This is a genomic window from Roseateles asaccharophilus (assembly GCF_031458115.1).
GTDB classification, from domain to species: domain Bacteria; phylum Pseudomonadota; class Gammaproteobacteria; order Burkholderiales; family Burkholderiaceae_C; genus Pelomonas; species Pelomonas asaccharophilus_A.
The window spans coordinates 271,196-296,482 of sequence record NZ_JAVDXV010000005.1 but is presented as its reverse complement, the minus strand read 5'-3'; the positions used below and the strand labels follow the sequence as shown (position 1 = coordinate 296,482).

The window sequence follows — 25,287 nt, the reverse complement described above, 5'->3', positions numbered from 1 at the left end:
ATGTCAGGCGCCGCGCAGGCGCTGGTAGAGATCACGGAAACGCGCCAGGCGGGGAGCCAGGCGCGCATGACGTTCGGGGTTGGCGGCATGGCGGGCCGCGACGGGTGGACGGGTGCAGACGCGGTCGACATCGCCGTCCGCGGCCAGCCAGCCCAGGCGGGCTGCGCCCAGGGCGCCGCCGGCCTCGCTGCCGCTGTGCACGACGATCTCGACATGCAGCGAATCGGCGATCAACTGCGCCCAGTACGCGCTGCGCGCGCCGCCGCCCACCAGCGACAGCGTGCACACCTCGGTGCCCGCCGCGCGCAGCGCATCCAGGCCGTCGGCCAGGCCGAAGGCCACGCCTTCGAGCACGGCGTAGGTGCAGTCGGCACGCGTCGTGGCCGTCTTCAGGCCGTGGAACACGCCGGGTGCGAACGGGTCGTTGTGCGGCGTGCGCTCGCCGGCCAGGTAGGGCAGGAAGAGCGGTGCTCGCTCGATGACTGCGTTGTCATCGGACGTCGAAGAAAGCTCGTCCAGCAGTGCGGCCTCATCGCTGCCCACGAGCGTGCAGAACCAGCGCAGGCAACTGGCGGCGGACAGCATCACGCTCATCTGGTGCCAGCGCTGCGGCAGCGCATGGCAGAAGGCGTGGACTGCAGATGCGGGGTTAGGCCTGTAGCGGTCGTTGACGACGAACAGCACGCCCGAGGTGCCCAGCGAGATGAAGCCGTCACCCGGCTGCGTCGCACCGATGCCGATGGCGCTGGCCGCGTTGTCGCCGGCCCCGCCGGCCACGACGACCTCGGGGCACAGGCCCCAGGCAGCGGCCAGTTCGGGCTTCAGCAGGCCGCTGATCTCGTTGCTCTCCACGACGCGCGGCATCTGCGCGCGGCTCAGGCCGGTGGCGGCCAGCAGTTCGTCGGACCAGTCGCGGCGGGCGACGTCCAGCCACAGCGTGCCGGCGGCATCGGACGGGTCGGACACCTTGGCGCCGGTCAGCTGCAGGCGCAGCCAGTCCTTGGGCAGCAGCACGCTGGCGATGCGCTTGAAGATGTCGGGCTCGTGCTTGCGCACCCACAACAGCTTGGGCGCGGTGAAACCGGGCATGGCCAGGTTGCCGGCGATGTCCAGCAGCCGCGGCGCGCCAGTGGTCAGCTCGGCGCACTCGGCATGGCTGCGGCCGTCGTTCCACAGGATGGCCGGGCGCAGGATGGCATCGCTGTCATCGAGCAGCACGGCGCCATGCATCTGGCCCGACAGGCCGATGCCGCGCACGGCAGCGAACGCCGCTGGATGCGCGGTGCGCAGCTGGGCGACGGCAGCCTCGGTGGCCTGCCACCAGGCCATGGGGTCTTGCTCGGACCACAGCGGCTGCGGGCTTTGCAGCGTCAGCGCGCTGCCGGCGGTACCGACGATGCGGCGCGTGTCGTCGAGCAGCAGCAGCTTGACTTCCGAGGTGCCGAGATCAATGCCGAGGAACATCATGCGGCCTCTTCGGTTTCGCTCATCGCGACGCCCGTGTCTGCCAGCGGCAGCGCGGGGCGGGTGAGTCGGTAGCGGGCCAGCGCAGCCGCGCCAATGGCCACGGCGTTGGCGCCGAAGCGAGAGACGCGCACGGCCGGCGGCGGCAGGTTGGCCGCGGCGGCGTAGTCCAGCAGCGTGTCCAGCGCGGGCTTCAGGAAGGGTTCGCCCAGCTCGACGACCGAACCGCCCAGCACGATGCCGGCGGGGTCGTAGGCCGTGGCCAGGTTCTGCAGCAGCACGCCCAGGTAGCGGCCTGCGGAGTTGACGGCCTTCAGCGTCAGCGGGTCTTCGTCCACCAGATGAGCGCGCACCTCGGCCAGCGAGCGCAGCGCGGTCGGGTCCTCGCCCTCATCGTCCTTCTGGCCCAGCATCGCGCGCGTAGCGATCAGCGCTTCGGCGCAGCCGCGGCGACCGCAGGAGCAGCGCGGGCCACCCAGCTGCAACACCATGTGGCCTACCTCGCCGGCAAAACCGCGGCTGCCTGTCAGCAGCCGGTCGCCGACGATGACGCCGGCGCCCAGGCCCTGGTTGATGGACACGTACAGCAGCGGATCGGCCGCGGGCGTGGGGTTGAACTCCAGCTCGCCCAATGCGGCCACGTCGGCTTCGTTCTGGATGAAAAGCGGCGCGCCGGCCAGCGTGCTGTCCTGCAGCTTCTCGCCCAGCAACTCGCCGAAGGCCACGTCGCGCCAGCCCAGGTTGGGTGCGAAGTGCAGCACGCCGCGCGCCTCGTTGACACCACCTGGCAGGCCCACGCCGATGCCCAGCACCTGCTGGCCCGGGTCCAGCTGCTTGCGCAGCTTCAGCAGCGCCGTGGCCAGGCTGGTGATGCAGGCCTTGGCGCTGCGGCTGGCGCCGAAGTTGGCAACGGTGCAGGCCTTGACCTCGCCGGTCAGCGAGGTGGCGACGACGCGCACGGACTCGATGCCCACCTCGGCGCCCAGCAGCAGCAGGCGGCCGGGGTCGATGAACAGCGGGGTGGGGCGGCGGCCCAGGTCGCCGGTGGCGACGACCTCACGCTCGACCAGCCAACCCTCGGCGACCAGTTCGCGCACCAGCAGGCTCACGGTGGATTTGGTCAGGCCAACGGCGCCGGCCAGGTCGGCACGCGACAGCCCCGGGTTGGCACAGAGGTGCCTCACCAGCGCCATGCGATTGATGACCTTGAGCAGCTGTTGGCTGCCGGCGGCTTCGGCCTGCAAGCTTGTCTCCTAGTAGGGCCTGTCAGGGCAGGCTTTTGAGCATATTAGTTCGGCCGTCGCACGAAGTAAATTGGGTAAAAGCCCCTAGCGCGTTTGGTGTCCGCGCAACGAAGATCGCGCCGCTCGCTGCCCTTGACGTGGTCAGGCCGGCGTATGCGCGAATGCCTTGTCAGCCTCCCGGCCCGGCCCCGTCGGGATGGCTGCGAACAAAAGACTGACAGTGGCCGGCGTCGCCGCCGGCCTATCGGAGACAAAGGAAGCCACTCGATGAAGTTCACTGACGGACAGTGGATGCTTCAGCCGGGCGTCGCCGCGCATTACGCGGCCGAGGCCTATGCGGTTGAAGTCCACGCAGACCGGCTGGTCGTGCTCGCCACGACCCGGCCCATCAAGCACCGCGGCGACACGCTGCAAGGCCCCACGCTGACCGTGACACTGACGTCGCCCAGCAGCGGCGTCGTCCGCGTCAGCGTGGAGCACTACACCGCGTCACAGCCGCCGCGGCTGCACGTGCCCATGCCGGGCGCCGACCACCCCGCCGTGCGGACGGCCGAGACCGACACGCATGCGACGCTGACCTCCGGCGCGATCTCCGTCGAGCTGAAGAAGGGCGAGGGCTGGAATCTCGTCTTCCGCGAGGGCGGCCGCGTGCTGACCAAGAGCGACTGGCGCAGCCTGGGCTACATCCACTGGGGCGCCAAGGGCAACCATGTGCACGAGCAGCTGACGCTGGCCGTGGGCGAGAACATCTACGGCCTGGGCGAGCGCTTCACGCCGTGGGTCAAGAACGGCCAGATCGTCGAGAACACCAACAAGGACGGCGGCACGGCCTGCGAACAGGCCTACAAGAACGTGCCCTTCTACCTGAGCAGCCGCGGCTATGGCGTGCTGGTCAATGAGGCGGGCCCGGTGTCCTTTGAGGTCGGCTCGGAGAAGGTGGCGCGCGTGCAGTTCAGCCGCGAGGGCGAAAGCCTGGACTACTGCGTCATTGCCGGTCCCACGCCCAAGGACGTTGCGCGCCGCCTGACAGCGTTGACAGGTCGCGCGCCGCTGCCGCCGGCCTGGAGCTTCGGCCTGTGGATGACGACCTCGTTCACGACGCAGTACGACGAGGCGACGGCCACGCATTTCATCGACGAGATGGCGCGGCGCGAGCTGCCGCTGTCGGTCTTCCACTTCGACTGCTTCTGGATGCGCGAGTTCCAGTGGTGCGACTTCGAGTGGGACCGCCGCGGCTTCCCCGAGCCCGAGGCGATGCTCAAGCGCCTGCATGCCAAGGGCCTGAAGATCAGCTTGTGGATCAACCCCTACGTGGCGCAGAAGTCGCCGCTGTTCGCGGAAGGCGTGAAGCACGGCTACTTCATCAAGCGCACGAACGGGCTCACGTTCCAGACCGACCTGTGGCAGCCCGGCATGGCCATCGTGGACTTCACGAACCCGGCCGCCAAGGCCTGGTACCAGGGCCATCTGCGCCGCCTGCTGGCTGGTGGGGCTGACTGCTTCAAGACCGACTTCGGCGAGCGCATCCCCAGCGAGGGCGTCTGCTACTTCGACGGCTCCGATCCGGTCGAGATGCACAACCTCTACGCGCTGCAATACAACCAGGCGGTGTTCGAGCTGCTGGAAGAAGTGCAGGGCAAGGATGCGGTCGTCTTCGCGCGCTCGACCTATGCGTCGGGCCAGCGCTTCCCGGTGCACTGGGGCGGTGACTGCTGGTCCACGTTCGAGTCCATGGCCGAAAGCCTGCGCGGCGGCCTGTCGCTGACCACCTGCGGCTTCGCGTTCTGGAGCCATGACATCGGCGGCTTCGAGGGCAACCCGCCGCCCGCCGTCTACAAGCGCTGGATCCAGTTCGGCCTGATGTCCTCGCACAGCCGCCTGCACGGCAGCAGCAGCTACCGAGTGCCATGGCTCGTGGACGAAGAGAGCTGCGACGTGCTGCGCATGTTCACGCGGCTCAAGCACCAGCTCATGCCTTACCTCTACGCGAAGGCCGTAGAGGCGACCGAGACCGGCGTGCCGATGATGCGTTCCATGCTGATGGAGCATCCGCACGATCCGGCCTGCGCGCCGCTGGACCGGCAGTACCAGCTGGGCAGCGCGCTGCTGGTGGCGCCGGTGTTCACCGAGGACGGCGAGGTCGACTTCTATCTTCCGGAAGGCACGTGGACCCACCTGCTGAACGGTGAGAAGAAGCAGGGCGGGTGCTGGCATCGCGAGCGGCATGACTTCCTGTCCATGCCGCTGTACGCGGCGCCGGGAAGCGTCATCGCCTGGGGTCCGGAGACCGAGAAGCCGGACTACGACTACGCCCGCGGCACGGTGCTGCGCGTGTTCGAACTGGCCGACGGGGCGAGCGCGGACTTCGAGGTCGCGGCGCCGGCCGGCGGCTACGCGGCGCGTGGCACGGTGAAGCGCGAGGGCGGCAGCTACGTCGTGCGCATCGCCGAAGGCGCGTTGCGTGACTGGTGCGTGGAAGCGGATGGCCGTCGCAGCCCCGTGCTGGCCGAAGGCCTGGAGCTTCGCTGGGGTGCCTGAGCCCCGTGACCGGCCCGCGCGCGCTGCGGGCCGGCTTCGATTCACCGGGCGACGACCCGATGTTCGCCGTCAGACAACGTTGTCAGAATCCGCCGCCATGAAATCTGCCTCCCTTTTGCTGCGCCTCGCTTCCTCACTGCTGGCGCTGGCCGTGCTGCCTGCAGCCGTGCAGGCGCAGTCCGCCGCCACCAACCAAGTCGGCTACCTGCCGGGTGCCGCCAAGTGGGCGGTCCTGCCGGCCGCTGCGTCGGGCGAGTTCCGCGTGGTGCGCGCGGGCAGCGACACAGTCGTGTTGCGCGGCGCGCTGGGCCCGGCACGCACTTGGGCGCCCGCGGGCGCCGACGTGCGCCTGGCCGACTTCTCGGCGTTGGCCCAAGCCGGCGACTACGAACTGCGCGTTGACGGCCTGCCAGCCGCGCGCGTCCGCGTGGCTGGTGACGCCTATGCGGCACTCACCGCCGCCAGCCTGAAGGCCTTCTACTTCAATCGCGCGGGCGTTGCGCTGGACGTCCGCCACGCCGGCCCCTGGGCCCGTGCTGCAGGCCATGCCGACACCGATGTGCTCATCCACGCGTCCGCCGCCAGTGACAAGCGCCCCGAAGGCAGCCGCATCTCCGCACCCAAAGGCTGGTACGACGCCGGCGACTACAACAAGTACATCGTCAATTCCGGCATCACTGTCTACACACTGCTGGCTGCGTACGAGCAGTTTCCGGCGCTGTTCAAGGCGCAGAACCTCAACATCCCCGAGAGCGCCGAGAACGACAAGGACCTGCCCGACGTGCTGGACGAGGTTCTGTGGAACCTCGAATGGATGCTGGCCATGCAGGATCCCGCCGACGGCGGCGTCTATCACAAGCTCACCAACAAGAGCTTCGATGGCACGGTCATGCCGCACGAGGCGCGCGGCGACCGCTACGTCGTGGCCAAGGGCACGGCCGCCACGCTGGACTTTGCCGCCGTGATGGCGCATGCCAGCCGCGTGTTCAAGCCCTTCGAGGCGCAGCGGCCGGGCCTGTCGGCGCGCATGCGCCAGGCGGCGATCGCGGCATGGGGCTGGGCGCGGGCCAACCCCAACCTGCCGTACAAGAACCCGCCCGATGTGCGCACCGGCGAGTACGGCGACGCCAAGCTCGACGACGAGTTTGCCTGGGCCGCCGCGGAGCTGTACCTGACCACCGGGGACGCCTCCTACCGCGAGGCCTTGAAGCTGGAGACGCTGCCCGTGCGCATCCCCGGCTGGGGCGATGTGATGGGCCTGGCGTGGACCAGCCTGGCGCAGAACCGTGCACAGCTCGGCAAGGCCGATGCGGAACTGGTGGCGAAGCGCGTGCGGTCCTTCGGTGACGAACTCGCCGCGAGCTGGCAGGCCTCGGCCTACCGGCTGACGATGGAAAGCGCGACCGACTACGTCTGGGGCAGCAACGCCCATGCGCTGAACCAGGCGCTGATGTTGATCCAGGCCTATCGCCTCAGCAACGAGCGCGCCCAGCTGGATGCCGCGCAATCGGTGCTGGACTATGTGCTGGGCCGCAACCCGTTGGGCCAGAGCTATGTGACCGGCTTCGGCAGTAAGCCGCCGCTGCACCCGCATCACCGGCCGTCAGAGGCCGACGGCGTGGCGGCGCCCGTGCCCGGCTTCCTCGCCGGCGGCCCCAACCCCGGCCGCCAGGACCAGAAGAACTGCCCCACCTACCCATCGGCGCTGCCGGCGCTGGCCTACATCGACCACTACTGCAGCTACGCCAGCAACGAGGTCGCCATCAACTGGAACGCGCCGCTGGTGTACGTGTCGGCGGCCCTTCAAGCGCTCACGCCCAAACCCCGTTGAGGGTTGGCAGCAGAACCACCGACACAGCCATGACCACGCCCCACCGCCACCTCCTCACCTGGGTGCCGTCGCTCTACCTCGCGATGGGCTTGCCCAATGTGATGGTGGGCGTCGTCGCGGCCATCATCTACAAAAACCTCGGCGTGTCCAACGAGGACATCGCCCTCTACACCTCGCAGCTCTACCTGCCCTGGGTGCTGAAGCCGCTGTGGGCGCCGCTGCTGGAGGCCTACCGCAGCAAGCGCTTCTGGGTCATCAGCATGGAGTTCACGATGGCGGCCGCGCTGGGCCTCATCGCGTTGGTGCTGCCGCTGGCCGACTTCTTCAAGCTGTCGCTGGCCTTCTTCTGGATCGTCGGTTTCGCCTCCGCCACGCAGGACACCTGCGCCGACGGCGTGTTCATGACCACCGCCTCCAAGAAGGACCAGGCCCGCTACGCCGGCCTGCAAGGCATGTGCTGGAACATGGGCGCGGTCGTCGCGTCGGGCCTGTTCGTGTCGCTCACGGGCTATCTGCACAAGCACATGGGCATGAACTGGGTGCAGTGCTGGACCGTCGTCGTTTTGATCGCCGCGGCGGCGATGGCCGCCTTCGGCTTGTGGCATGTGCGCGTGCTGCCGCCGGGCTCGCCGCCGACCAAACATGGCGAAGGCGTCGTGGGTGCCCTCAAGGCCAACGTGACGATCTGGGTCGCCTTCTTCCAGAAGCCGCAGATCTGGGTGATGCTGGCCGTCATCTTCTTCTACCGCTTCGGCGAAGGCTTCATCGAGAAGTTCGGCCCGCTGTTCCTGCTGGATGCGCGCGCCGCCGGCGGCCTGGCGCTGGACAACGAGACGCTGGGCCACATCAACGGCACGGTCGGCACGCTGACCTTCATCGCGGGCGCCTTCCTCGGCGGCTTTCTCGTCGCCCGGCGCACGCTGCCGCACAGCTTCTTCATCCTGGCCCTGGTGCTCAACGTCCCGCACCTGACCTACTTCTACCTGGCGCAGACCCTGCCGACGGACACGCTGACCATCGCCGTCATCGTCTCCATCGAGAAGTTCGGCTTCGGCATGGGCTCGGTGGGCCACATGCTTTACATGATGCAGCAGGTCGCGCCCGGCCCCTTCCGCATGGCGCACTACGCGATGGCCACCGGCGTCATGGCGCTGACCAAATGGGGCACCGGCAGCGTCAGCGGCCTGATGTGGAACCACGTGCAGCACAACTACGTCAGCTTCTTCGGCTGGGTGCTGGTGTTCTCCATTCCGCCGGTCATCCTGGCCTGGCTGGCTCCCTTCCCACATAACGGCCACGACGAGCCCACCGAGGCCGCCCACGGCCATTGAACAAGACACAGACCACCGGAGACAACCGAACATGAAGACCACGATGTGGCGCCTGGGCGCGCTGATGTTGATGCCCCTGCTGGCCGCGCTGCCCGCGCAGGCCGCCGAGCAGCACGAGTCGCTGAAGCTGGATGCCCCCAAGCCCAAGCTGCTGCCCACGCCGCCCATGGGCTGGAACTCGTGGAACAAGTTCAAGTGCGACGTCAGCGAGAAGCTGATCCGCGAACAGGCCGACGCGATGGTGTCCAACGGCCTGCGCGACGCCGGCTACAAATACATCGTCATCGACGACTGCTGGCAGAAGAGCCGTGACGCCGACGGCAACATCCAGGCCGACCCCGAGCGCTTCCCCAGCGGCATCAAGGCGCTGGCCGACTATGTGCACAGCAAGGGCCTGAAGTTCGGCATCTACTCTGACGCCGGCGCGCTGACCTGCGGCGGCCGCCCCGGCAGCGCCGGCCACGAGTTCCAGGATGCGCGCCAGTACGCCAAGTGGGGCGTTGACTACCTGAAGTACGACTGGTGCTTCACCGGCCCGCGCAATGCCGAGGCCGCCTACACCATCATGGCCAAGGCGCTGCGTGAATCGGGCCGCGACATCGTGCTGTCCATCTGCGAATGGGGCACGCACAACCCCGAACGCTGGGCGCCCAATGTGGGCCATCTGTGGCGCACCACCGGCGACATCTTCGATGCCTGGCAGGGCAAGAAGGACTGGTCCATCGGCATGGTCGACATCCTGGACCGCAACGTCGACAGCTGGCGCCACGCCGGCCCCGACCGCTGGCCCGACCCCGACATGCTGGAGGTGGGCAACGGCGGCATGACCGTCACCGAGTACGAGAGCCACTTCTCGCTGTGGGCCATGCTGGCCGCGCCGCTGATGGCCGGCAACGACATGGCCAACATGAGCGCCGACACGCGCCGCATCCTGACCAACAAGGACATCATCGCGGTGGACCAGGACCCGCTGGCCCAGCCCGCGCGCCGTGTGCGCAAGGACGGCGACCTGGAGGTCTGGACGCGCCCGCTGCAGGGCGGCGACATTGCCGTCGTGCTGTTCAACCGCGGCGCCAAGGCCACCGAGATGTCGGCCGACTGGGCGTTGCTGAACCTGCCCGCCGGTTCGCGCGCTCAGACGCGCAACCTGTGGAGCGGCGAGGTGAAGAAAGGCGTCACGGCCCGCGTGGGCGGCAGTGTCGCGTCGCACGGCGTGCTGATGTGGCGCATCACGCCGGAGCTGGCGCGTTGAAGCGCTGGCTGGCGATGGCGGCATTGCTGAGCGCCGGCCTGGCGCAGGCCGCCTGCGGCCCCGACGCGCTGGGCACGTCCCGCTCGCTGACGCTCAAGCGAGAGGGCGCCGCCTGGGGCAAGGCCCAGCATGCCGCGTTGCCCACGCTGCAGCCGGGCGAGATCGTGCTGACCTTCGACGACGGCCCGCGGCCCGAGTCCACGCCGGCGGTGCTGAAGGCGCTGGCCGACCACTGCGTGCTGGCCACGTTCTTCGTCAACGGCGAGCCGCTGCGCCTCCATCCGGCGCTGGCGCGCCAGATGCGCGATGCCGGCCACACGCTGGGCATGCACGGCTTCAGGCACGACCACTTCTCGCAGCTGTGGTCCGTCTCCCAGATCGCCGACCTGGACGCGATGACCGCCGCCTACCGCGAGGTGCTGGGCGCCGAGCCTGCGTCCTGGCGCTTCCCCTTCCTGGAGGAAACGCCCGCGATGCGCGCCGCGCTGCGCGAGCGTGGCGTGACGGTCATGTCCATAGACGCCGGCGCCGAGGACTGGCTGCCAGACCAGACGCCGCAGATGCTGGCGGACAAGCTGCTGGGCCAGTTGACCAGGAGCGGCGGCGGCATCGTGTTGCTGCATGACGCGCAGGACCAGACGGCGAGGGCAATGCCGTTTCTGTTGCAGACGCTGAAGGCCAAGGGGTATCGGGTGGTGCACCTGCGCTGGGAGTGAGCGCGCAGCGTCAGCTGGGTGGATGTTGTCTGCTGTCTCTGAAAGCTGGCGTCTGCTCGTTGCATTGCCGGGAGTCCCGCCCGGCGGCGGGGTAACTTTCTTCTGCGGCGCCAGAAGAAAGTCACCAAAGAAGAGGCGCTGAACCGCACACCAGCGCGACGCCGCCTTCAGCGGCGCGCGAAAACGACCGACTGCGTTGCGCACAGATGCGAGCCGCTGCGCTCTCGCGCCTGACTTGTGACGAGCAGGCCTCGTCGCACCACCTGCCCGTCCGACGCGCGGCTGCACGCCGTGCTCGCCAGAAAACCCAATGCAGCGCCGCCCGAGCGGCGTGGATGGTTCTGCAGGACGAACACGGCGTTTCGCTATGCTGCAGCGCACCACGAAGGAGCCGCCATGGATCTCGACCCCGAAGGCCTTTCCACCCGCCGCGCCGTGCTGGGCGATGCGTATGTCGACGCGGCGCTGGCCAAGGTCACGCCGTTCACGGAGCCGCTGCAGGAACTGGTCACGCGCCACGCCTGGGGCAACACCTGGCAGCGGCCGGGGCTGGATCTGCGCACGCGCAGCATCGTCACGGTATCCATGCTGGTGGCGCTGGGGCGCACGCATGAGCTGAAGACGCATGTGCGCGGCGCGCTGAACAACGGCGTGACGGTGCAGGAACTGCAGGAGATCTTCCTGCACGCCAGCGTCTACTGCGGTTTCCCGGCGGCGGTGGATGCCTTCCGCGCAGCGGCCGAGGTGGTGGACGGGGTGGCTTGATAAACGCCGCTCAGGCCAGCACGACCTCGATGCCTCGCCCGCGCAACTGGTCCACGATGCCCTGATCCGCGCCGCTGTCGGTGATCAGCACATCCAGCTGCTCCACCGGCGCGATGACGGACAGGTTGCGCTTCATCAGCTTGGACGCGTCCGCCACGGCGACGACCTGGCGGCTGATCTTCATCATCTGCGCGTTCAGCTGCGCTTCCAGCAGGTGCGGCGTCATCAGGCCGATGTCCGGGTCCAGGCTGTCGACGCCGAGGAACAGGCGGTCGGCATACAGGCCTTGTAGCGCGGCCACGGCTTGCGGGCCCGACAGCGAATACGAGTTGGGCCGCAGCTGGCCGCCCGGCATGATGAGGTTGATGTGCGGCACGGTCGCCAGCAGCGCGGCGATGTTCAGCGCGTTGGTGATGACGTTCAGCGACGTCAGGCGCAGGCCGCGGATCTGCTTGGCGATCTCCTCCGTCGTGGAGCCGGAGTCCAGCAGGATGGTCTCGCCGTCGCGGATCAGCTTCGCGGCCTCGGCGGCGATGCGGGCCTTCTGCTCGTGGCGCAGCTTCTGCTTGACGCCGATGGGCACTTCCTCGGTGTCGCGCTGGGCCAGCGCGCCGCCGTGCGTGCGCAGCACGGCACCGGTGGAGGCCAGTGCGTTGAGGTCGCTGCGTATCGTGACGACGGAGGTGCCGAAGCGGTCGGCCAGCTCGTCCACCGTCACGCGGCCCTGGTTCTGCACCAGCTCGCGGATCAGCCGGCGCCGCTCGTCGATGAGCAGCGGGCTTTCGGTTTTCGCGAGGGTGGGGGCTGAGGCAGGCATGCAGGATCGAAAGGCGGTGGGCCGACTTTCGAATGATATCGACGGGTCTACGCGAGCTTGCCTAGGGCTTCAGCCGACAAGGGCTGGCCGGCCAGCCGAGCGGCATACAGCGCGGCACCCACCTCAGGCCCAAAACGCGGGCGCTTCAGCACGGCGCCGGGCAGGCGACGGGCCAGTGCGGCTTGCAGCGGGCCCAGCACCAGTTCACCCGACGCAAAGACGCCGCCGGAGTAGGACACATCCACCGCCGTGCCCGCCGGCAGGCCGAGGTTGCGCGCGGTGCCGGCGGCCAGCAGCGCGAGTTCGTCGCCGGCGCGCACCAGCAGTTGGCGGGCCTGCGCGTCGCCCGCATTGGCGGCGGCTGTGGCCAGTCGGGCGAGCTGGGCCAGTTCGCTGCGGGCGGCGCTGCCGTTGATCTCGCCGCACAGGTCCAGGTCGACCTTGAGATCGAAGTGCTCGCGCACCAGGTCCACCAGCGGGCCGGGCTCGGCGCGGCCGTCCACCATGCGCGAGAACAGCGCCAGCACCTCGCGGGCCAGCCAGTGGGCGGAGCCTTCGTCGCCGAAGACCTCGCCCCACCCGCCGCAGCGCGCGCTGCGTCCTTGCCATTCACCGTAGGCGATGGAGCCCGTGCCAGCGACGAGGCTGATGCCGTCGGCCCCGGCGAGCGAGCCGGCCCAGCTGCAGACCATGTCGTTGCCGATGGTGCTGCGGGGCACGACGCCGGCGAGCAGCGTGTCGAACGAGGCCAGCAGCTCGCTGTCCTCGCCATGCGCGGGCAGGCCGGCGAAGGTGTGGGCCAGGTCAGCAGCGCGCAGGCCGGCCTGCGACAGCGCCGCCTGCACGCCGTCGCGCAGCAGCGCGCGCAGCGCGTCGAAGCCGATCTCCAGGTAGTAGCTGGTCGTGGCCTCGTGGCGCGCCAGCAGCCGGCCACTGCCGTCAATCAGGACGAAGGCGGTCTTGGTGCCGCCGCCGTCGATGCCGAGAAACATGGGACTCATCCTTGGATCAGAGGATGGATGGTGACACCTTGGACGACTCGGTTCACGGTGCCCGAGGCGCTGGGCGTGTCGGGCGTGATGCCCAGCTGCAGCGAGGCGAGCAGCGCCAGGCATTGTGCGAACACGAGGGCGATCGGCGCCAGCGCGAGGTCGGGCGCGCCGGCGGGCAGCGCGAGCGCCACGTCGTCTGCATGCGTGGCCGCGCCGGCGGCGCCCAGGGCGAGCACGCGAGCGCGGCCTTCGCGGCGCAGCTCGTTGAGCAGGTCCAGGTCGTACTGGCGGGTGTAGGGGTCGTTGGACAGGAAGATGACCACCAGCGTCTTGTCGTTCAGGATGGTCTTGGGTCCGTGGCGGAAGCCCAGTGGCGAATCGGCCAGCGCGACGAGCTTTCCGTCGGTCAACTCCAGCAGCTTCAGCGCGGCCTCGCGGGCCAGGCCTTGCAGCGTGTTGCTGCCGAGGTAGACGACGCGCTCGAAGGGCTGGCCATCGGTCAGCGTGTGCAGGCGGTCGGCCTCGGCGCCCATCAAGGCGGTGGCGGCCTGAGCCAGCGCTGTCACGGGTTGCAGCGGCAGACCGAAGGCCCAGACGGCGGCCAGCAGCATGCCGGTGAAGCTGGAGGTCATCGCGAACGCGCGGTCGTGCGTCTCGTCGGGCAGCAGCAGCACATGGGCGTGTGCCTGGCCGGCCAGGCGCTGGTTCAGCGTGCCCTCGGCGGCGCAGGTCACGACGAGGTGGTGGCTGCGCTTGACGATGCGGTCCGCCAGTTCCACGGCGGCCAGGCTCTCGGGGCTGTTGCCCGAGCGCGCGAACGACACCAGCAGCGTGGGTACTTCGGGCTGCAGGCATTGCTCGGGGCTGGAGACGATGTCGGTCGTGGCCACGGCCTCGACACGGATGCCGGGGCGCTGGCCCAGCAGCTTCAGCAGCGCGGGCGCCAGCGTCTGGCCGATGAAGGCGGAGCTGCCGGCACCGGTCAGCACGATGCGCAGGTCGGGCAGGGCCAGCAGCGGGTTCAGGAAGGCGTCCAGCGCGGGCCGCTCGGCCTGCACCTGTTGATGGATGGCTTGCCAGACGTCGGGCTGGTGGGCGATCTCGCGGGCGGTGTGCGTGCCGCCGCGTTGCGCGAGGTCAGTGGGAGCGAGGTGAAGCAGGGTCATGTCGGAATCAATCAAGCAGCGCAGGCATGCAGGTAGGGGCGCAGGGCCTGGACAGTGCCGTCGCGCAGCAGCGCGTCGGTGTGCGTGGTGATGCGGCCGTCGCGCACGGCCTCGTACTGGCGGGGCAGGTACTGGCTCAACAGCGTCAGCGGCGGCGGCGACGCGTCCAGCCGGGCCAGCATGGTGTTGCAGGCCTGGCGCACGGCGGGGTGGGCCCAGTAGTAGCGGATGCGGTCGCTCAAAGAGTAGGCGAGGTCCACGTCCAGCCGCGCCGGGTCCTGGTAGTAGCCGCGCCAATGCTCGGGCTCGCCGCGCATGACGCCCAGCACGGTGTCGACCAGGCCTTCGCCCTCGCCCACCCATTCGCGCTCCACGGCGGCCAGCGCCCACAGCGTCTCGCGCAGCGCGAAGGTCACGCCGGGGCCCACCTTCAGGATGGCGAAGTGGTCGCGCGCCAGTTGGGCCAGGCGCTCGGGGGTCTGGTAGTCCGTCGAGTGCGCCTCGAAGACGAGGCCGGGCTGGCTCTCGATGAAGGCGCTCAACGCGCGGGTCTTCTCGGGGCGGTAGTCGATGACCTTGTGGTGGTCGAACTCCACGCCGGGTTGCACGACCATCGCGACGACGCGCTCCCAGGCCAGGTCCAGCCCCGCACGGGCGAAGGCGTGCCGGTGCAGTTCCAGCGTGGACGACGCGGCCCCGGGCGACGTGACGGCCAGTTCGCCCAGGTCTTCGTGCGCGCCACCGGGCACGGGCACTTCGGTGCCGATGACGTAGACGGGCGGCTCGCCGCGGTCGGGCGCGTCGCGCCATGCTTGTTCAGCGGCCAGGCACAGACGCACGGCGCGCGCGGCGATCTCGGGCTCGGGCAGCGGCACGGGGTCGTCGGCGCAGCTCATGGAGCAGTCGAGGTGGATCTTGCGGAAGCCCGCGGCCACGTACTGCGCCACCATGATCTCGGCCTTGGCCATCGCGGTTTCGGCGGGCAGCTTGCGCCAGGCGTTGGGGCCCAGGTGGTCGCCGCCCAGCAGCAGCAGCTCGGGGGGCAGGCCTTCGTTGGCTGCCATCTGCTGCACGTAGCGACGGAAGTCCAGCGGCGTCATGCCGGTGTACCCGCCGTCCTGGTTCACCTGGTTGGACGTGGCCTCGATGAGCGCCGGGCGGCCCTGGGCGGCGCACTCGCGCAGCGTGGCGGCGATGACGACGGGGTGGGCGGAACAGACGGACGGGATGCCGATGGCCTTGCCATGGGCGGCGAGCTTGTGGCGGCGCACGAGGTCGAGCATGAGCTTCATGCGGCGTCTCCTTGAACGGGTTGGGAAGAGGAAGAAGAGGGTGTTTCGGGCTGCAAGGCCAGCAGCAGCGCGGCCAGCAGCGCCAGCGCCACGCCCAGCAACTTGGTGCCCGCGGGCATGGCGCCGCTGAGGGCCATGGACAGCACGGCCGTCAGCAGCGGCGCGCCGGCATTGACCAGCGGCGACACGACCAGCGCCTTGCCGTAGCGGAAGGCGTAGACCAGCATCAGCGCGCCCACGGCGTTCAGCACCTGGGTGGCGGCCGCGAGGCCCGGGCCGCTCCAGCCCCAGTGGATGGGCTGCGAGAAGTCGGTCAGCCACAGCGCGGCCGGCACGCAGGCCAGGCCGCCCACGGTCATGTAGAAGAAGATGCTCTCGGCGCTGGTGCCCACATTGGCCAGCTTGATGAAGTAGGCCTGCAGGCCCCAGGCCGCCATCACGATGAGAGCCAGCACGAACCACAGGCCCAGGCCTTCGCCGGCCTGGCCCAGCTGCAGGTCGAACAGCGGCAGCGAGCACAGCGCGAGAGCTATGCCCGCGACGCCCAGCTTGCCGGTGCGTTCGCCCAGCAGGCCGAAGGACAGCGCGATGGTGATCGCCGGCGACAGCGACACGATGGGGAAGATCAGATAGGCCGGGCCCAGTTGCACCGCACGGAACAGCAGCATCTGGCCACCGGCGCCCAGCAGGCCCACCGCCAGGCCCAGCACGATGGAACGGCGATCGCGCTGGACGCGCCAGCCGACGCGGGCCAGCACGATGAGGGCGGGTGGGATCATCGTCAGCGCCCACACGACGTAGATCAGCGTGTCCGGGAAGCCGTGCTGCGAGGGCAGGCCGGTGAAGGCGCCCCACACGCCCCACAGCAGGGTCGAGATCAGTGCATAAGTGAGCCAGTTGCTTTGCATGGGCGAGGTCTTTTCGTCAGTCGGTGGTCGTTGTCGACAACTTTCGAGCGAAAGCATAAACGAACAAAAACGAAAACACAACGGCGAAAGTGCTTTCGTATGCCAAATCCCGCGCTTGAGGGATCAATCCCTGTATAGCTCAGCGAGTTCTCTCTATGTCAGCCCCACGGAAGCCTTTCGTGGCATGATTCATCGAAAGCATTCGGTATACGTGAAAACCATATACGAAATCAAACGAAAGAATTCGTAGACTTGCGGCAAGCCGGCTCGGGGCACTTTCCGGGGCTGGCAAACCGCACCGGGGGAGAGCTGCCCCGGCATCTACAAGCAGATTGCCTCGCGCTGCCCTGACGGCAGCCACGACAGAAAAAAGGAACCGTTTGATGAGTCCTCGACTGCAACCCCGCCCGCAAGACCAGGCCGCTGCCCGCTTTGCCTTGCACCCGCTGACCGTTGCCGGCCTGCTGGCCCTGGCCGCGTTTGCCGCCCCCGCGTTCGCCCAGGACGCCGCCACCAAGCCCGAAGCCGAGACGCTGGACCGCGTGGAAGTGACCGGCACCCGCGCCAGCCTGCAGAAGTCCCTGACGCTGAAGCGCAATGCCGCCGGCGTGCAGGACAGCATCAGCGCGACCGAGCTGGGCCGCTTCCCCGACAACAACGTGGCCGACTCGCTGAGCCACATCACCGGCGTGTCCATCTCCCGCACGGCCGGCGGCGAAGGCCAGAAGGTCAGCATCCGCGGCTTGGGGCCCGAGTACACGATCACGACCTTCAACGACCGGCTGCTGGGCACCGACAGCGCCGGCCGCTACTTCGCCTACGACGTGCTGCCCGCCGACGTCATCAGTGGCGCCGACGTCATCAAGTCCACGCAGGCCTCGATCATGGAAGGCGCCATCGGCGGCCTGGTGAACCTGCGCTCCGCCAGTCCCTTCGACCAGAAGGGCCAGCGCGGCCTGCTGCGCCTGGAGGCCGACCGCAACCAGATGAGCGAACTGAATGGCCAGAAGCTCTCGGCCACCTACAGCAACACCTTCGGCGACCAGTTCGGCGTGCTGCTGGGCCTGGTGTACGCCAAGCGCGATGTGCGCACCGATACGGCCGGCAACGACGGCGGCTGGAGCCGCAATCCCATCCCCAGCGACCCCAGCCAGTTCTGGCAGTGGGGCAACACCTGGGGTGGCGCCATCGACCCCAACGGCAACGGCCAGCTCGACCTGAATGAAGAGGGCTTGATCGGTCCGGGTCAGTTCCGCTTCGGCTCCATCATGGAGAACAAGAAGCGCCTGGCCGTGTCGGGCAAGGTGGAATGGCGGCCCAGCAGCGACCTGAAGGTCGTCGTGGACGGATTCAAGACGCGTCTCGATTCACCGCAGGTCGGCTACCAGCTGTCCTTCTACCCGCTGTATGCGCCGGGCCGCTGGTCCAACATGAAGATCACCAACGGCGTGGTGACCGACCTGACGCTGGCCAGCACCGACCCCGAGATGCGGCTCAACCCCGAGCTGTTGAACAAGACCGAGTACCGCGTCGTCGACACCGCCTTGTACGGCGTCAACGCGGAGTGGAAGCTGTCGCCGTCGCTCAAAGTGAAAGGCGACCTCTACGAGTCCACCTCCAAGCGTCATTCCGGCGGCAACGACAGCTACGTCGTGCTGCGCATGAACCAGCCCAACGTCACGCGCATCCAGCTCAACGGCGGCGCCGTGCCCGACGTGAAGACCACGTTCGCCGACGGCCGCGACCTGCAGACCGGCCTGGCGCAAGGCCTGTTCAAGGCCAGCGACTTCAACACCCACTACTACAGCCGCGCCGGCGACAACATCGACGACAAGATCAACGGTGCCAAGGTCGATGCCGAATGGTCGCTGGACCGCTTCTACATCGACAAGCTGAAGTTCGGGCTGAACCAGACCAACCGCAAGAAGTCGCGCGACCTGATCAACAACGCGCTGAACTCCGGTGCCGACCACTACTCGGGCCAGAACGCGATCAACGTCGGCGCACTGGGCGGCAACGTCATCAACCAGTCGTTCAGCCCCAAGGGCTTCCTGGACGACGTCGGCGGCAACTTCCCGCGCAGCTTCCTTGGCTTCGATGTCGCCAACTACGCCGAGGCGCTGAAGGCCTGGGACGGCAAGCCCCGTCCGGGCGGTGGCGTCTACAGCTCCACCATTTCGGCGCCGCAGTGGAACCCGCTGCAAAGCTACCGCGTGACCGAGAAGACGACGACCGCATTCGTGCAGGCTGACCTGTCGGGCGAGAGTTGGAATGCGGACGTCGGCGTGCGCTTCGTGCGCACCAAGACCACGGCCCAGGCCTGGGACGCGAAGATCCTCGACATCATCACGAACGGCCCGTGGAACTACCAGGCCGTCTATGCGCCGCCGTCCACGGTGCAGCAGGAGTCCACCTACAACTTCGCGCTGCCGGCCTTCAACTTCACCTACCTGCTGACCAACGACCTGCAACTGCGCCTGGGCGCCGCCAAGACCATGGCGCGCCCCGCGGTGGACAAGCTCGCGCCGACGAACACGACCGAGGGCATCTCCTGGGGCGACTTCACCCAGGTCTACGGTGGAAACGCCGAGCTGAAGCCCTACAGCGCCCGCCAGGTCGACGCGTCTCTGGAGTGGTACTACTCGAAGGACTCTGCGCTGACCTTCGCCGTCTACCAGAAGAACATCAAGAACCAGATCACCAACCTCTGGCTGTCGGGCCAGGACATCGGTGCGCCGGGCGGCCGGCTGTTCAATGTGCAGCGGCCCGTCAACGGCGACAAGGCCACCGCGCGCGGCTTTGAGGTCGGCTTCCAGCACCTGTTCGACAACGGCTTCGGCGTGCGCGCCCAGTACACCCGCAACAAGTCGCGCGCCTGGGTGGCCGATGTGGAGCGGCCGCTGGAAGGCATCGCACCGGCGACCGCATCGCTGGGCGTGCTGTACGAGCGCGGCCCGTGGAGCATGAGCGCCACGGCCGACCGCACCGACGGCTTCGTCACCGCCACCAACGTCATTGGCGCGAACTTCAACGAGACCGCCAACGCCGTGACCTGGGTCACCGCGCAGGTGGCCTATGAAGTGAACCAGTGGCTGCGCATCAGCCTCGAAGGCAACAACCTGACCGATGCGGTGCAGGCGCCCAAGCTGGGCAACGGCAATGTCAGCCTGCCCAACGGCTACTACCGCTACGGCCGCGCCTTCACGCTGGGCGCCAGCATCAAGTTCTGATGAAACCTCTTGTCTCCTCCGTTGCCGCCCTGCTTGCCGGGGCGGCTTTTTTCACCGCGCAGGCGGCCGAGCCCAGCTACACGATGGCCGACTACGCCCGCGTGGCCAAGGTCGACGTGCACCTGCACCTGCACAACGCAGCGCCGGCCTTCATGGAAGCCGCGAAGCGCCAGAACTTCAAGGTGTTGACGATCAACGTCGACTACCCCGACTTCCCGCCGCTGGCCGACCAGCAGCGCGTCGCGATCGAGTTGCAGAAGCAGTTCCCCAAGGACGTGGCCTGGGCGGCCAGCTTCTCGGTGGACGGTTACGACCAGCCCGCCTGGCTGCCCGCCACACGCCAGCGCATCGATGCCGCCATGAAAGCCGGCGCCGTGGGCGTGAAGGTGTGGAAGAACATCGGCATGAGCCTGCGAGGTAGTGACAAGAAGCTGGTCATGATTGACGACGCCCGCTTCGCGCCGCTGTTCGACGACTTCGCGAACCAGGGCATCCCGCTGCTGGGCCACCAGGGCGAGCCGCATAACTGCTGGCTGCCGCTGGAGAAGATGACGGTCAACAATGACCGCGAGTACTTCAAGGCCCACCCGCAGTACCACATGCACCTGCACCCCGAGATGCCCAGCTGGGAAGCGCAGATGGCCGCGCGCGATCGCATGGTGGCTGCCCACCCCAAGCTGCGCTTCATCGGCGTTCACCTCGCGTCGCTGGAGCGCGATGTGGGCGAACTGGCCGCCTTCCTCGACAAGTTCCCTCACGCCGTTGTCGATGTCGCCGCGCGCATCGGTCAGTTGCAACACCAAAGCCAGAAGGACCGCGAGCGCGTGCGCCGCTTCTTCATCAAATACCAGGACCGCATCCTGTACGGCAGCGACATGGCACAAGCCCCCGACCAGGACGGCGCCGCGCTGGGCCGCGAGGCCGAAGGTGTGTGGCGCATGCACTGGCGCTACTTCAACACCGCGGAGTCCTTCAAGGTGAGCGATCTGGACAAGCCCGTGAAGGGCCTGGCGCTGCCGCGCGCCGTGGTGGACAAGCTCTACCGCACCAACGCCGAACGCGCCTTCCCTGGCGCCTGGGGAGCGAAGCGATGACGGCTCGCCGTGCATTCCTGCAGTGGCTGGGCGCCGCACCGCTGGCCACGCAACTGCCGCTGGCCGCGCATGCGGCCGAAGGCATGGGCCATGTGCGCCTGCAGGACGCTCTGGTGTCGCTGCAGTTCGACGAGCAGATGCGCAGCCGCATCGTCAGCCTTGCGCCAAAGCAACCCGTCGCGCTGACGGGCTTCGATGCGAGCGAACACCTGGTCGTCAACGGCAAGCCGCTGGCGCGCTTCACGCTGCAGCAGGCCGAGCCGGGCAAGGCGGCCACGCCGTTTGGCGCGGGCCAGGTCTTGCGCCTCGTGGGCCGTTCGACGGACGGCGTCGAGAAACGCGTCACCGTGACGCTGCTGGATGAGCATCCCGGTGTCGCGCTGCTGGACGTCAGCTACACGAACACCGGCAGCAAGCCGCTGGCCGTGGAGGCCTGGGTCAACGCGGCCCACCGCCTGGCCGCCGCGCCGCGCCACGCGGGCGGCTGGTGGACCTACTCAGGTGCCAGCCACGCCGACCGCCGCGACTGGGTGCAGCCGGTCAAGCGCGGCTTCGATCAGCGCAACTTCATGGGGATGAATGCGTCGGACTACGGCGGCGGCACGCCCGTCGTGGATGTCTGGCGCCGGGATGTCGGCCTGGCCGTCGGCCATCTGGCCCTTCAACCGCAGCTCGTCGCGCTGCCCGTGAAGGCCAGCGGCGACCAGGTCGACATTTCTCTGCGCGGCGACACGCCGCAGACGCTGGCGCCCGGTGCCACGCTGACGACGCCGCCCAGCTTCATCGCCGTGCACCGTGGCGACTTCTATGTGCCGCTGGACCGCTACCGCCGCCTGATGGCCGCGCAGGGCCTGGCCGCGCCCGAGCCGCCGCAGAGCGCCTACGAGCCGCAGTGGTGCGCCTGGGGCTACGAGCGCGACTTCTCGCTCGACTACGTGCGCGCCACGCTGCCCAAGGTGCAGGAACTGGGCTTCAAGTGGGCCGTGCTGGACGACGGCTGGCAGGTCAAGACCGGCGACTGGACGCCCGACCTCGCCAAGTTCCCCAAGGGCGAGGCCGACATGAAGGCGCTGGTGGCCGACATCCATGCCCGCGGCATGAAGGCCCGGTTGTGGATCGCGCCGCTGGCCGTCGCGCCCGGCAGCGACGAGCTGCACAAGCACACCGACCTGCTGCTGCTGGACAAGGACGGCGCGGTGCAGGACGTGACCTGGTGGAACAGCTTCTACCTGTGCCCGGCCTACGAGAAGACGCAGGCGCGCCTGGCTGCGACGATCAAGATGATCATCGGCGACTGGGGCTTTGACGGCCTCAAGGTCGATGGACAGCACCTGAACGGCGTGGCGCCCTGCTACAACCCCAAGCACAAGCATGCGCGGCCGGAGGAGTCGGTCGAGGCGGTCGCTACCTTCTACAAGGTCATGCATGACGTGGCGCATGCGGCCAATCCGGAAGCCGTCCTGGAGGTCTGCCCCTGCGGCACCAGCTACGCCTTCCACAACATGCCGTTCATGGACCAGGCGCCGTCGTCCGACCCGCTGTCCAGCTGGCAGGTGCGCCACAAGGGCAAGACGCTGAAGGCGCTGATGGGTCCGTGGTCCGCCTACGCGGGCGACCACGTGGAGCTGAGCACCGGCGGGCAGGACTTCGCGTCCAGCGTCGGCATCGGCGCCGTCGTGGCCACCAAGTTCACCTGGCCGGTGGACCCCAAGCCCAAGGACTCGTTCCTGCTGACGCCCGAACGCGAGGCGCACTGGAAGACCTGGGTGGACCTGTACAACAAGCAGCGCCTGGCCGAAGGCCGCTACCGCGGCGAGCTGTACGACCTGGGTTTCGACAAACCCGAGACGCACGTCGTCGAGCGCGGCGGTGCGCTGCACTACGCGTTCTATGCGGAGCGCTGGGACGGCCCGGTCACGCTGCGGGGCCTGAACGCTGGCCGCTGGACGGTGCGTGACTCGCTGAGCGGCAAGGAACTCGGCAAGGTGACGGCAGACAAGCCCACGCTGCCCGTGCGCTTCACGCACAGCCTGCTGATCGAGGCGCAGCCTGACGCACCCGACACGCTGCCCGTCGCCTTCGCCGGACCCGTGAAGCAGGTCGGAGCCGACGGCTTCCCGCTGGCCTCGCAATGGGCCGATGCGCCAGCCACTTTCTTCCGTCACGACTGGCGAGGCAGGGCGCTCACCGGCCCGCAGTCCACCCGCGTGCAGCTGCTGCGCGGTGCCGACCAGCTCTACCTGCGCTTCATCTGCAAGTACGAGGCGCTGAGCACGTTTGAGCGCGCCGGCTCGGCCACCGACATCTGGCCGCTGTGGGAGCGCGACGTCGTCGAGGTGTTCCTGCAGGCGCCGGAGCGCGCCGGGCTGAAGAGCTACCGCGAGGTGGAGGTGTCGCCCAACGGGCTGCTGCTGGAGATCGCCGTCGAGGCCTCGGGCAAGAAGCGCGTCGCCGGCGAGAGCCGCGCGAAGGCGCACATCGATGCCAAGGGCAAGGTCTGGACGGCCGAGCTGGCCGTGCCCATGCGCGGCCTGGAGGACGGCTGGCGCCTGAACCTGTTCCGAGTGGAAGGTCGTGAAGGGCAGGGCGCGGGTCGTGTGTACTCCGCATGGAGCCCGACCAACACCGCCACGCCCGACTTCCACGTCCCCGCCGCCTTCGGCCGCCTGCTGACCTCCGCATGAAGCTGCTCGCCCTTGCCTCCCTGCTCGCCGCGTTCTCGGCGCAAGCCCAGCAGACGCTGGAAGCCACCGGCCGCTGGCAGCACCAGCCGGTGGGCCATGCGATGACACCGCCCATGGGCTGGTCGAGCTGGAACGCGTTCCGCGTCGATATCACCGAGAAGAAGGTGATGGACTCGGCCCAGGTCATCGTCGACTCCGGCCTGGCCGCCGCGGGCTACCGCAGCATCAACATCGACGACGGCTGGTGGCTGAAGCGCCGCACGTCCGACGGCCGGCTGCTGGTGCGCACGGGGCTGTTTCCCAGTGCCCATGTAGGCGCCGGCAAGGACTCGTCGCTGCGGCCCTTCACCGACCGCATCCACGCGATGGGGCTGAAGGCCGGGATCTACACCGACATCGGCCGCAACGCCTGCTCCCAGGCCTATGACGCCGACAGCCCCAACCTGCCCGAGGGCACGCATGCCGAGCGCGAGGTGGGGCTGATGGGCTTCATGAAGCAGGACGTCGCGCTGTTCTTCGGCGAGTGGAACTTCGACTACCTGAAGGTGGACGGCTGCGGCCTGTCGTCTTACGGCCGCGACCGCCCGCACGTGGCCTCGGGCCAGTACCGCGAATACAAGCCGACCATCGTCGAAGGCAGCATCAACCAGTCCGACATCGAGGGCACGAAGAAGCTCTATGCCGGCTTGAAGCAGGCGCTGCACGAGGTGCGCCCGCGCGGCGACTACACGTTGTCGGTCTGCCTGTGGGGCACCGTCAACGTGCGCTCCTGGGGCCAGGACTACGGTTCCATGTGGCGCACCAGCCGCGACATTTGGAAGGGCTTCGCCCAGATGGTGCACAACTTCGACACCGTCGCCACACGCGAGTTCTACGCCGGCCCCGGCCGCTGGAACGACCCCGACATGCTGGAGATCGGCAACGGCGACTTTGGCGACAGCCACCTGCTGGAGGCGCGCACGCACATGGGCCTGTGGGCCATCATGGCCGCGCCGCTGATGATAGGCACCGACCTGTCCAAGGCTTCGCCCGCCGTCATCGACATCCTGAAGGCGCCCGAGGTCGTGGCCATCAACCAGGACCCGGCCGGCCATCAAGGTGTGCTGGCCTACGCAGACAGTGACCGCCAGATCGTCGTGAAGACCTTGGCCGACGGTCGCAAGGCGGTGCTGCTGTTCAACCGCACCGGCGCACCGGCGAAGTTCACGCTGACGGCCGAGCATCTGAAGATGGATGCCACGACGCCCATCGCGCTGCGCGATGCGTGGGCGCGTGCCGATGCGGGCAGCTTCACGGGCAAGCGCGAGTTTGAGCTTCAAGCCCGCGAGGCGCTGTTGTTCACCGCCACCGGCAAGCATGTGCTGCCCAAGGGCTACTTCGTGTCCGAGCGGCCCGGCAGCGTCTACGTTGCCCGAGACGGCATCCGCGCGCTGGAGCAGGACCCCGTCGTCTACCGCGCGCTGGCGTCGTGGTCCACCACCGACAACGGCGGCACCCGCCCGGCCTATGCCGGCTGGGGCGGCCCGCGCGCCGACTCGACGCCGTATGACCAGGCCTTGAGCGTGCAGCGCCAGGCCTTCCGCCACGGCATCGGTGTGCTGGCCGACTCGCGCCTGCAGGTGCAGGTGACGCCCGGTTCGCAGCGTTTCACGGCCAAGGTCGGCGTGGACGACTCGACGCGCGGCAAGACCGCCGGCGTCAGCTTCGAGGTCTGGGGCGACGGCCGCAAGCTCGCCAACACCGCGCCTCTCAAGTTCAACCAAGCGGCGCGCGAACTCAGCGCCGACCTGCGCGGCGTGAAGCTGATCGAGCTGATCGCGCGCCAGCATGGGGCCGACACCGCAGGCCCCGTCGTCGTGACCTGGGGCGAGGCTCGCATCGAGTAGACCCTCTCGCACCGATTCCCGTGGCGTGAGCAGGCCCTCGCCTCTCCACGCGCCTTCCTCTCCCGCTCTCCATGGCA

At 68.5% G+C, this 25,287-nt stretch carries 17 protein-coding genes; 10 read left to right on the top strand and 7 right to left on the bottom strand.

The features are described 5' to 3' along the window. Positions 1–3: 3 nt before the first annotated feature. Both xylB and J2X21_RS14560 read right to left on the bottom strand, forming a co-directional pair. Positions 4–1,464: a xylulokinase gene (xylB, locus tag J2X21_RS14565; protein WP_310329807.1), complete on the bottom strand. Its 1,461-nt coding sequence runs from the start codon at positions 1,462–1,464 to the stop codon at positions 4–6. Further along, entirely contained in the window at positions 1,464–2,708 is a 1,245-nt protein-coding gene (locus J2X21_RS14560) for an ROK family transcriptional regulator (protein WP_310329804.1), read from the bottom strand. The genes xylB and J2X21_RS14560 overlap by 1 nt, the downstream gene beginning before the upstream one ends. 267 nt (positions 2,709–2,975) lie before the next feature. Between J2X21_RS14560 and yicI the strand changes: the two genes are divergently transcribed. From yicI to J2X21_RS14530, 6 genes are all read left to right on the top strand, one after another. Beyond that, entirely contained in the window at positions 2,976–5,246 is a 2,271-nt protein-coding gene (gene yicI, locus J2X21_RS14555) for an alpha-xylosidase (RefSeq protein WP_310329803.1), read from the top strand. A gap of 97 nt (positions 5,247–5,343) precedes the next feature. After that, positions 5,344–7,077, top strand: coding sequence for a glycoside hydrolase family 9 protein (locus J2X21_RS14550; protein WP_310329801.1), 1,734 nt, complete (start codon positions 5,344–5,346; stop codon positions 7,075–7,077). Between the two features lie 29 nt (positions 7,078–7,106). Then, complete coding sequence (locus tag J2X21_RS14545) at positions 7,107–8,408, top strand: MFS transporter (RefSeq protein ID WP_310329798.1); 1,302 nt, start codon at positions 7,107–7,109, stop codon at positions 8,406–8,408. A gap of 31 nt (positions 8,409–8,439) precedes the next feature. Continuing rightward, complete coding sequence (locus J2X21_RS14540; protein WP_310329795.1) at positions 8,440–9,660, top strand: glycoside hydrolase family 27 protein; 1,221 nt, start codon at positions 8,440–8,442, stop codon at positions 9,658–9,660. Then, positions 9,657–10,376: a polysaccharide deacetylase family protein gene (locus tag J2X21_RS14535; RefSeq protein ID WP_310329793.1), complete on the top strand. Its 720-nt coding sequence runs from the start codon at positions 9,657–9,659 to the stop codon at positions 10,374–10,376. The genes J2X21_RS14540 and J2X21_RS14535 overlap by 4 nt, the downstream gene beginning before the upstream one ends. A gap of 396 nt (positions 10,377–10,772) precedes the next feature. After that, positions 10,773–11,141, top strand: a complete 369-nt coding sequence (locus J2X21_RS14530; protein ID WP_310329791.1) for a carboxymuconolactone decarboxylase family protein — start codon at positions 10,773–10,775, stop codon at positions 11,139–11,141. A 10-nt stretch (positions 11,142–11,151) separates the two neighbouring features. Here J2X21_RS14530 and J2X21_RS14525 read toward each other — a convergent pair whose 3' ends face one another. Genes J2X21_RS14525 through J2X21_RS14505 form a run of 5 tightly spaced genes read right to left on the bottom strand, consistent with a single transcriptional unit; the run spans position 11,152 to position 16,316 of the window. Next, positions 11,152–11,958 (bottom strand): DeoR/GlpR family DNA-binding transcription regulator, encoded by an 807-nt coding sequence (locus tag J2X21_RS14525; protein ID WP_310329788.1) that lies wholly within the window; start codon positions 11,956–11,958, stop codon positions 11,152–11,154. 47 nt (positions 11,959–12,005) lie between these two features. Continuing rightward, positions 12,006–12,950 (bottom strand): N-acetylglucosamine kinase, encoded by a 945-nt coding sequence (locus J2X21_RS14520; RefSeq protein ID WP_310329786.1) that lies wholly within the window; start codon positions 12,948–12,950, stop codon positions 12,006–12,008. 5 nt (positions 12,951–12,955) lie between these two features. Beyond that, positions 12,956–14,116 (bottom strand): SIS domain-containing protein, encoded by a 1,161-nt coding sequence (locus J2X21_RS14515; protein WP_310329783.1) that lies wholly within the window; start codon positions 14,114–14,116, stop codon positions 12,956–12,958. A gap of 11 nt (positions 14,117–14,127) precedes the next feature. Next, positions 14,128–15,408 (bottom strand): D-tagatose-bisphosphate aldolase, class II, non-catalytic subunit, encoded by a 1,281-nt coding sequence (locus tag J2X21_RS14510; RefSeq protein ID WP_310329781.1) that lies wholly within the window; start codon positions 15,406–15,408, stop codon positions 14,128–14,130. Further along, positions 15,405–16,316: an EamA family transporter gene (locus J2X21_RS14505; protein WP_310329779.1), complete on the bottom strand. Its 912-nt coding sequence runs from the start codon at positions 16,314–16,316 to the stop codon at positions 15,405–15,407. The genes J2X21_RS14510 and J2X21_RS14505 overlap by 4 nt, the downstream gene beginning before the upstream one ends. Before the next feature lie 383 nt (positions 16,317–16,699). On the opposite strand from J2X21_RS14505, the gene J2X21_RS14500 reads away from it, so the two are divergent. The 4 genes from J2X21_RS14500 to J2X21_RS14485 are packed head-to-tail and all read left to right on the top strand — an operon-like array spanning position 16,700 to position 25,210. Then, positions 16,700–19,546 (top strand): TonB-dependent receptor, encoded by a 2,847-nt coding sequence (locus J2X21_RS14500; protein WP_310329778.1) that lies wholly within the window; start codon positions 16,700–16,702, stop codon positions 19,544–19,546. Next, positions 19,546–20,640, top strand: coding sequence for an amidohydrolase family protein (locus J2X21_RS14495; protein ID WP_310329776.1), 1,095 nt, complete (start codon positions 19,546–19,548; stop codon positions 20,638–20,640). Before J2X21_RS14500 ends, J2X21_RS14495 begins: the two co-directional genes overlap by 1 nt. Next, complete coding sequence (locus J2X21_RS14490; RefSeq protein ID WP_310329774.1) at positions 20,637–23,324, top strand: alpha-galactosidase; 2,688 nt, start codon at positions 20,637–20,639, stop codon at positions 23,322–23,324. Before J2X21_RS14495 ends, J2X21_RS14490 begins: the two co-directional genes overlap by 4 nt. After that, complete coding sequence (locus tag J2X21_RS14485) at positions 23,321–25,210, top strand: NPCBM/NEW2 domain-containing protein (RefSeq protein WP_310329772.1); 1,890 nt, start codon at positions 23,321–23,323, stop codon at positions 25,208–25,210. The genes J2X21_RS14490 and J2X21_RS14485 overlap by 4 nt, the downstream gene beginning before the upstream one ends. Positions 25,211–25,287 lie beyond the last annotated feature (77 nt).

Bases quoted from the DNA above. Each gene is read 5' to 3' on its own strand.
- xylB (WP_310329807.1), bottom strand. From the start codon at position 1,464: ATGTTCCTCGGCATTGATCTCGGCACCTCGGAAGTCAAGCTGCTGCTG.
- yicI (WP_310329803.1), top strand. From the start codon at position 2,976: ATGAAGTTCACTGACGGACAGTGGATGCTTCAGCCGGGCGTCGCCGCG.
- J2X21_RS14550 (WP_310329801.1), top strand. From the start codon at position 5,344: ATGAAATCTGCCTCCCTTTTGCTGCGCCTCGCTTCCTCACTGCTGGCG.
- J2X21_RS14545 (WP_310329798.1), top strand. From the start codon at position 7,107: ATGACCACGCCCCACCGCCACCTCCTCACCTGGGTGCCGTCGCTCTAC.
- J2X21_RS14540 (WP_310329795.1), top strand. From the start codon at position 8,440: ATGAAGACCACGATGTGGCGCCTGGGCGCGCTGATGTTGATGCCCCTG.
- J2X21_RS14530 (WP_310329791.1), top strand. From the start codon at position 10,773: ATGGATCTCGACCCCGAAGGCCTTTCCACCCGCCGCGCCGTGCTGGGC.
- J2X21_RS14525 (WP_310329788.1), bottom strand. From the start codon at position 11,958: ATGCCTGCCTCAGCCCCCACCCTCGCGAAAACCGAAAGCCCGCTGCTC.
- J2X21_RS14520 (WP_310329786.1), bottom strand. From the start codon at position 12,950: ATGTTTCTCGGCATCGACGGCGGCGGCACCAAGACCGCCTTCGTCCTG.
- J2X21_RS14515 (WP_310329783.1), bottom strand. From the start codon at position 14,116: ATGACCCTGCTTCACCTCGCTCCCACTGACCTCGCGCAACGCGGCGGC.
- J2X21_RS14510 (WP_310329781.1), bottom strand. From the start codon at position 15,408: ATGAAGCTCATGCTCGACCTCGTGCGCCGCCACAAGCTCGCCGCCCAT.
- J2X21_RS14505 (WP_310329779.1), bottom strand. From the start codon at position 16,316: ATGCAAAGCAACTGGCTCACTTATGCACTGATCTCGACCCTGCTGTGG.
- J2X21_RS14500 (WP_310329778.1), top strand. From the start codon at position 16,700: ATGAGTCCTCGACTGCAACCCCGCCCGCAAGACCAGGCCGCTGCCCGC.
- J2X21_RS14495 (WP_310329776.1), top strand. From the start codon at position 19,546: ATGAAACCTCTTGTCTCCTCCGTTGCCGCCCTGCTTGCCGGGGCGGCT.
- J2X21_RS14490 (WP_310329774.1), top strand. From the start codon at position 20,637: ATGACGGCTCGCCGTGCATTCCTGCAGTGGCTGGGCGCCGCACCGCTG.
- J2X21_RS14485 (WP_310329772.1), top strand. From the start codon at position 23,321: ATGAAGCTGCTCGCCCTTGCCTCCCTGCTCGCCGCGTTCTCGGCGCAA.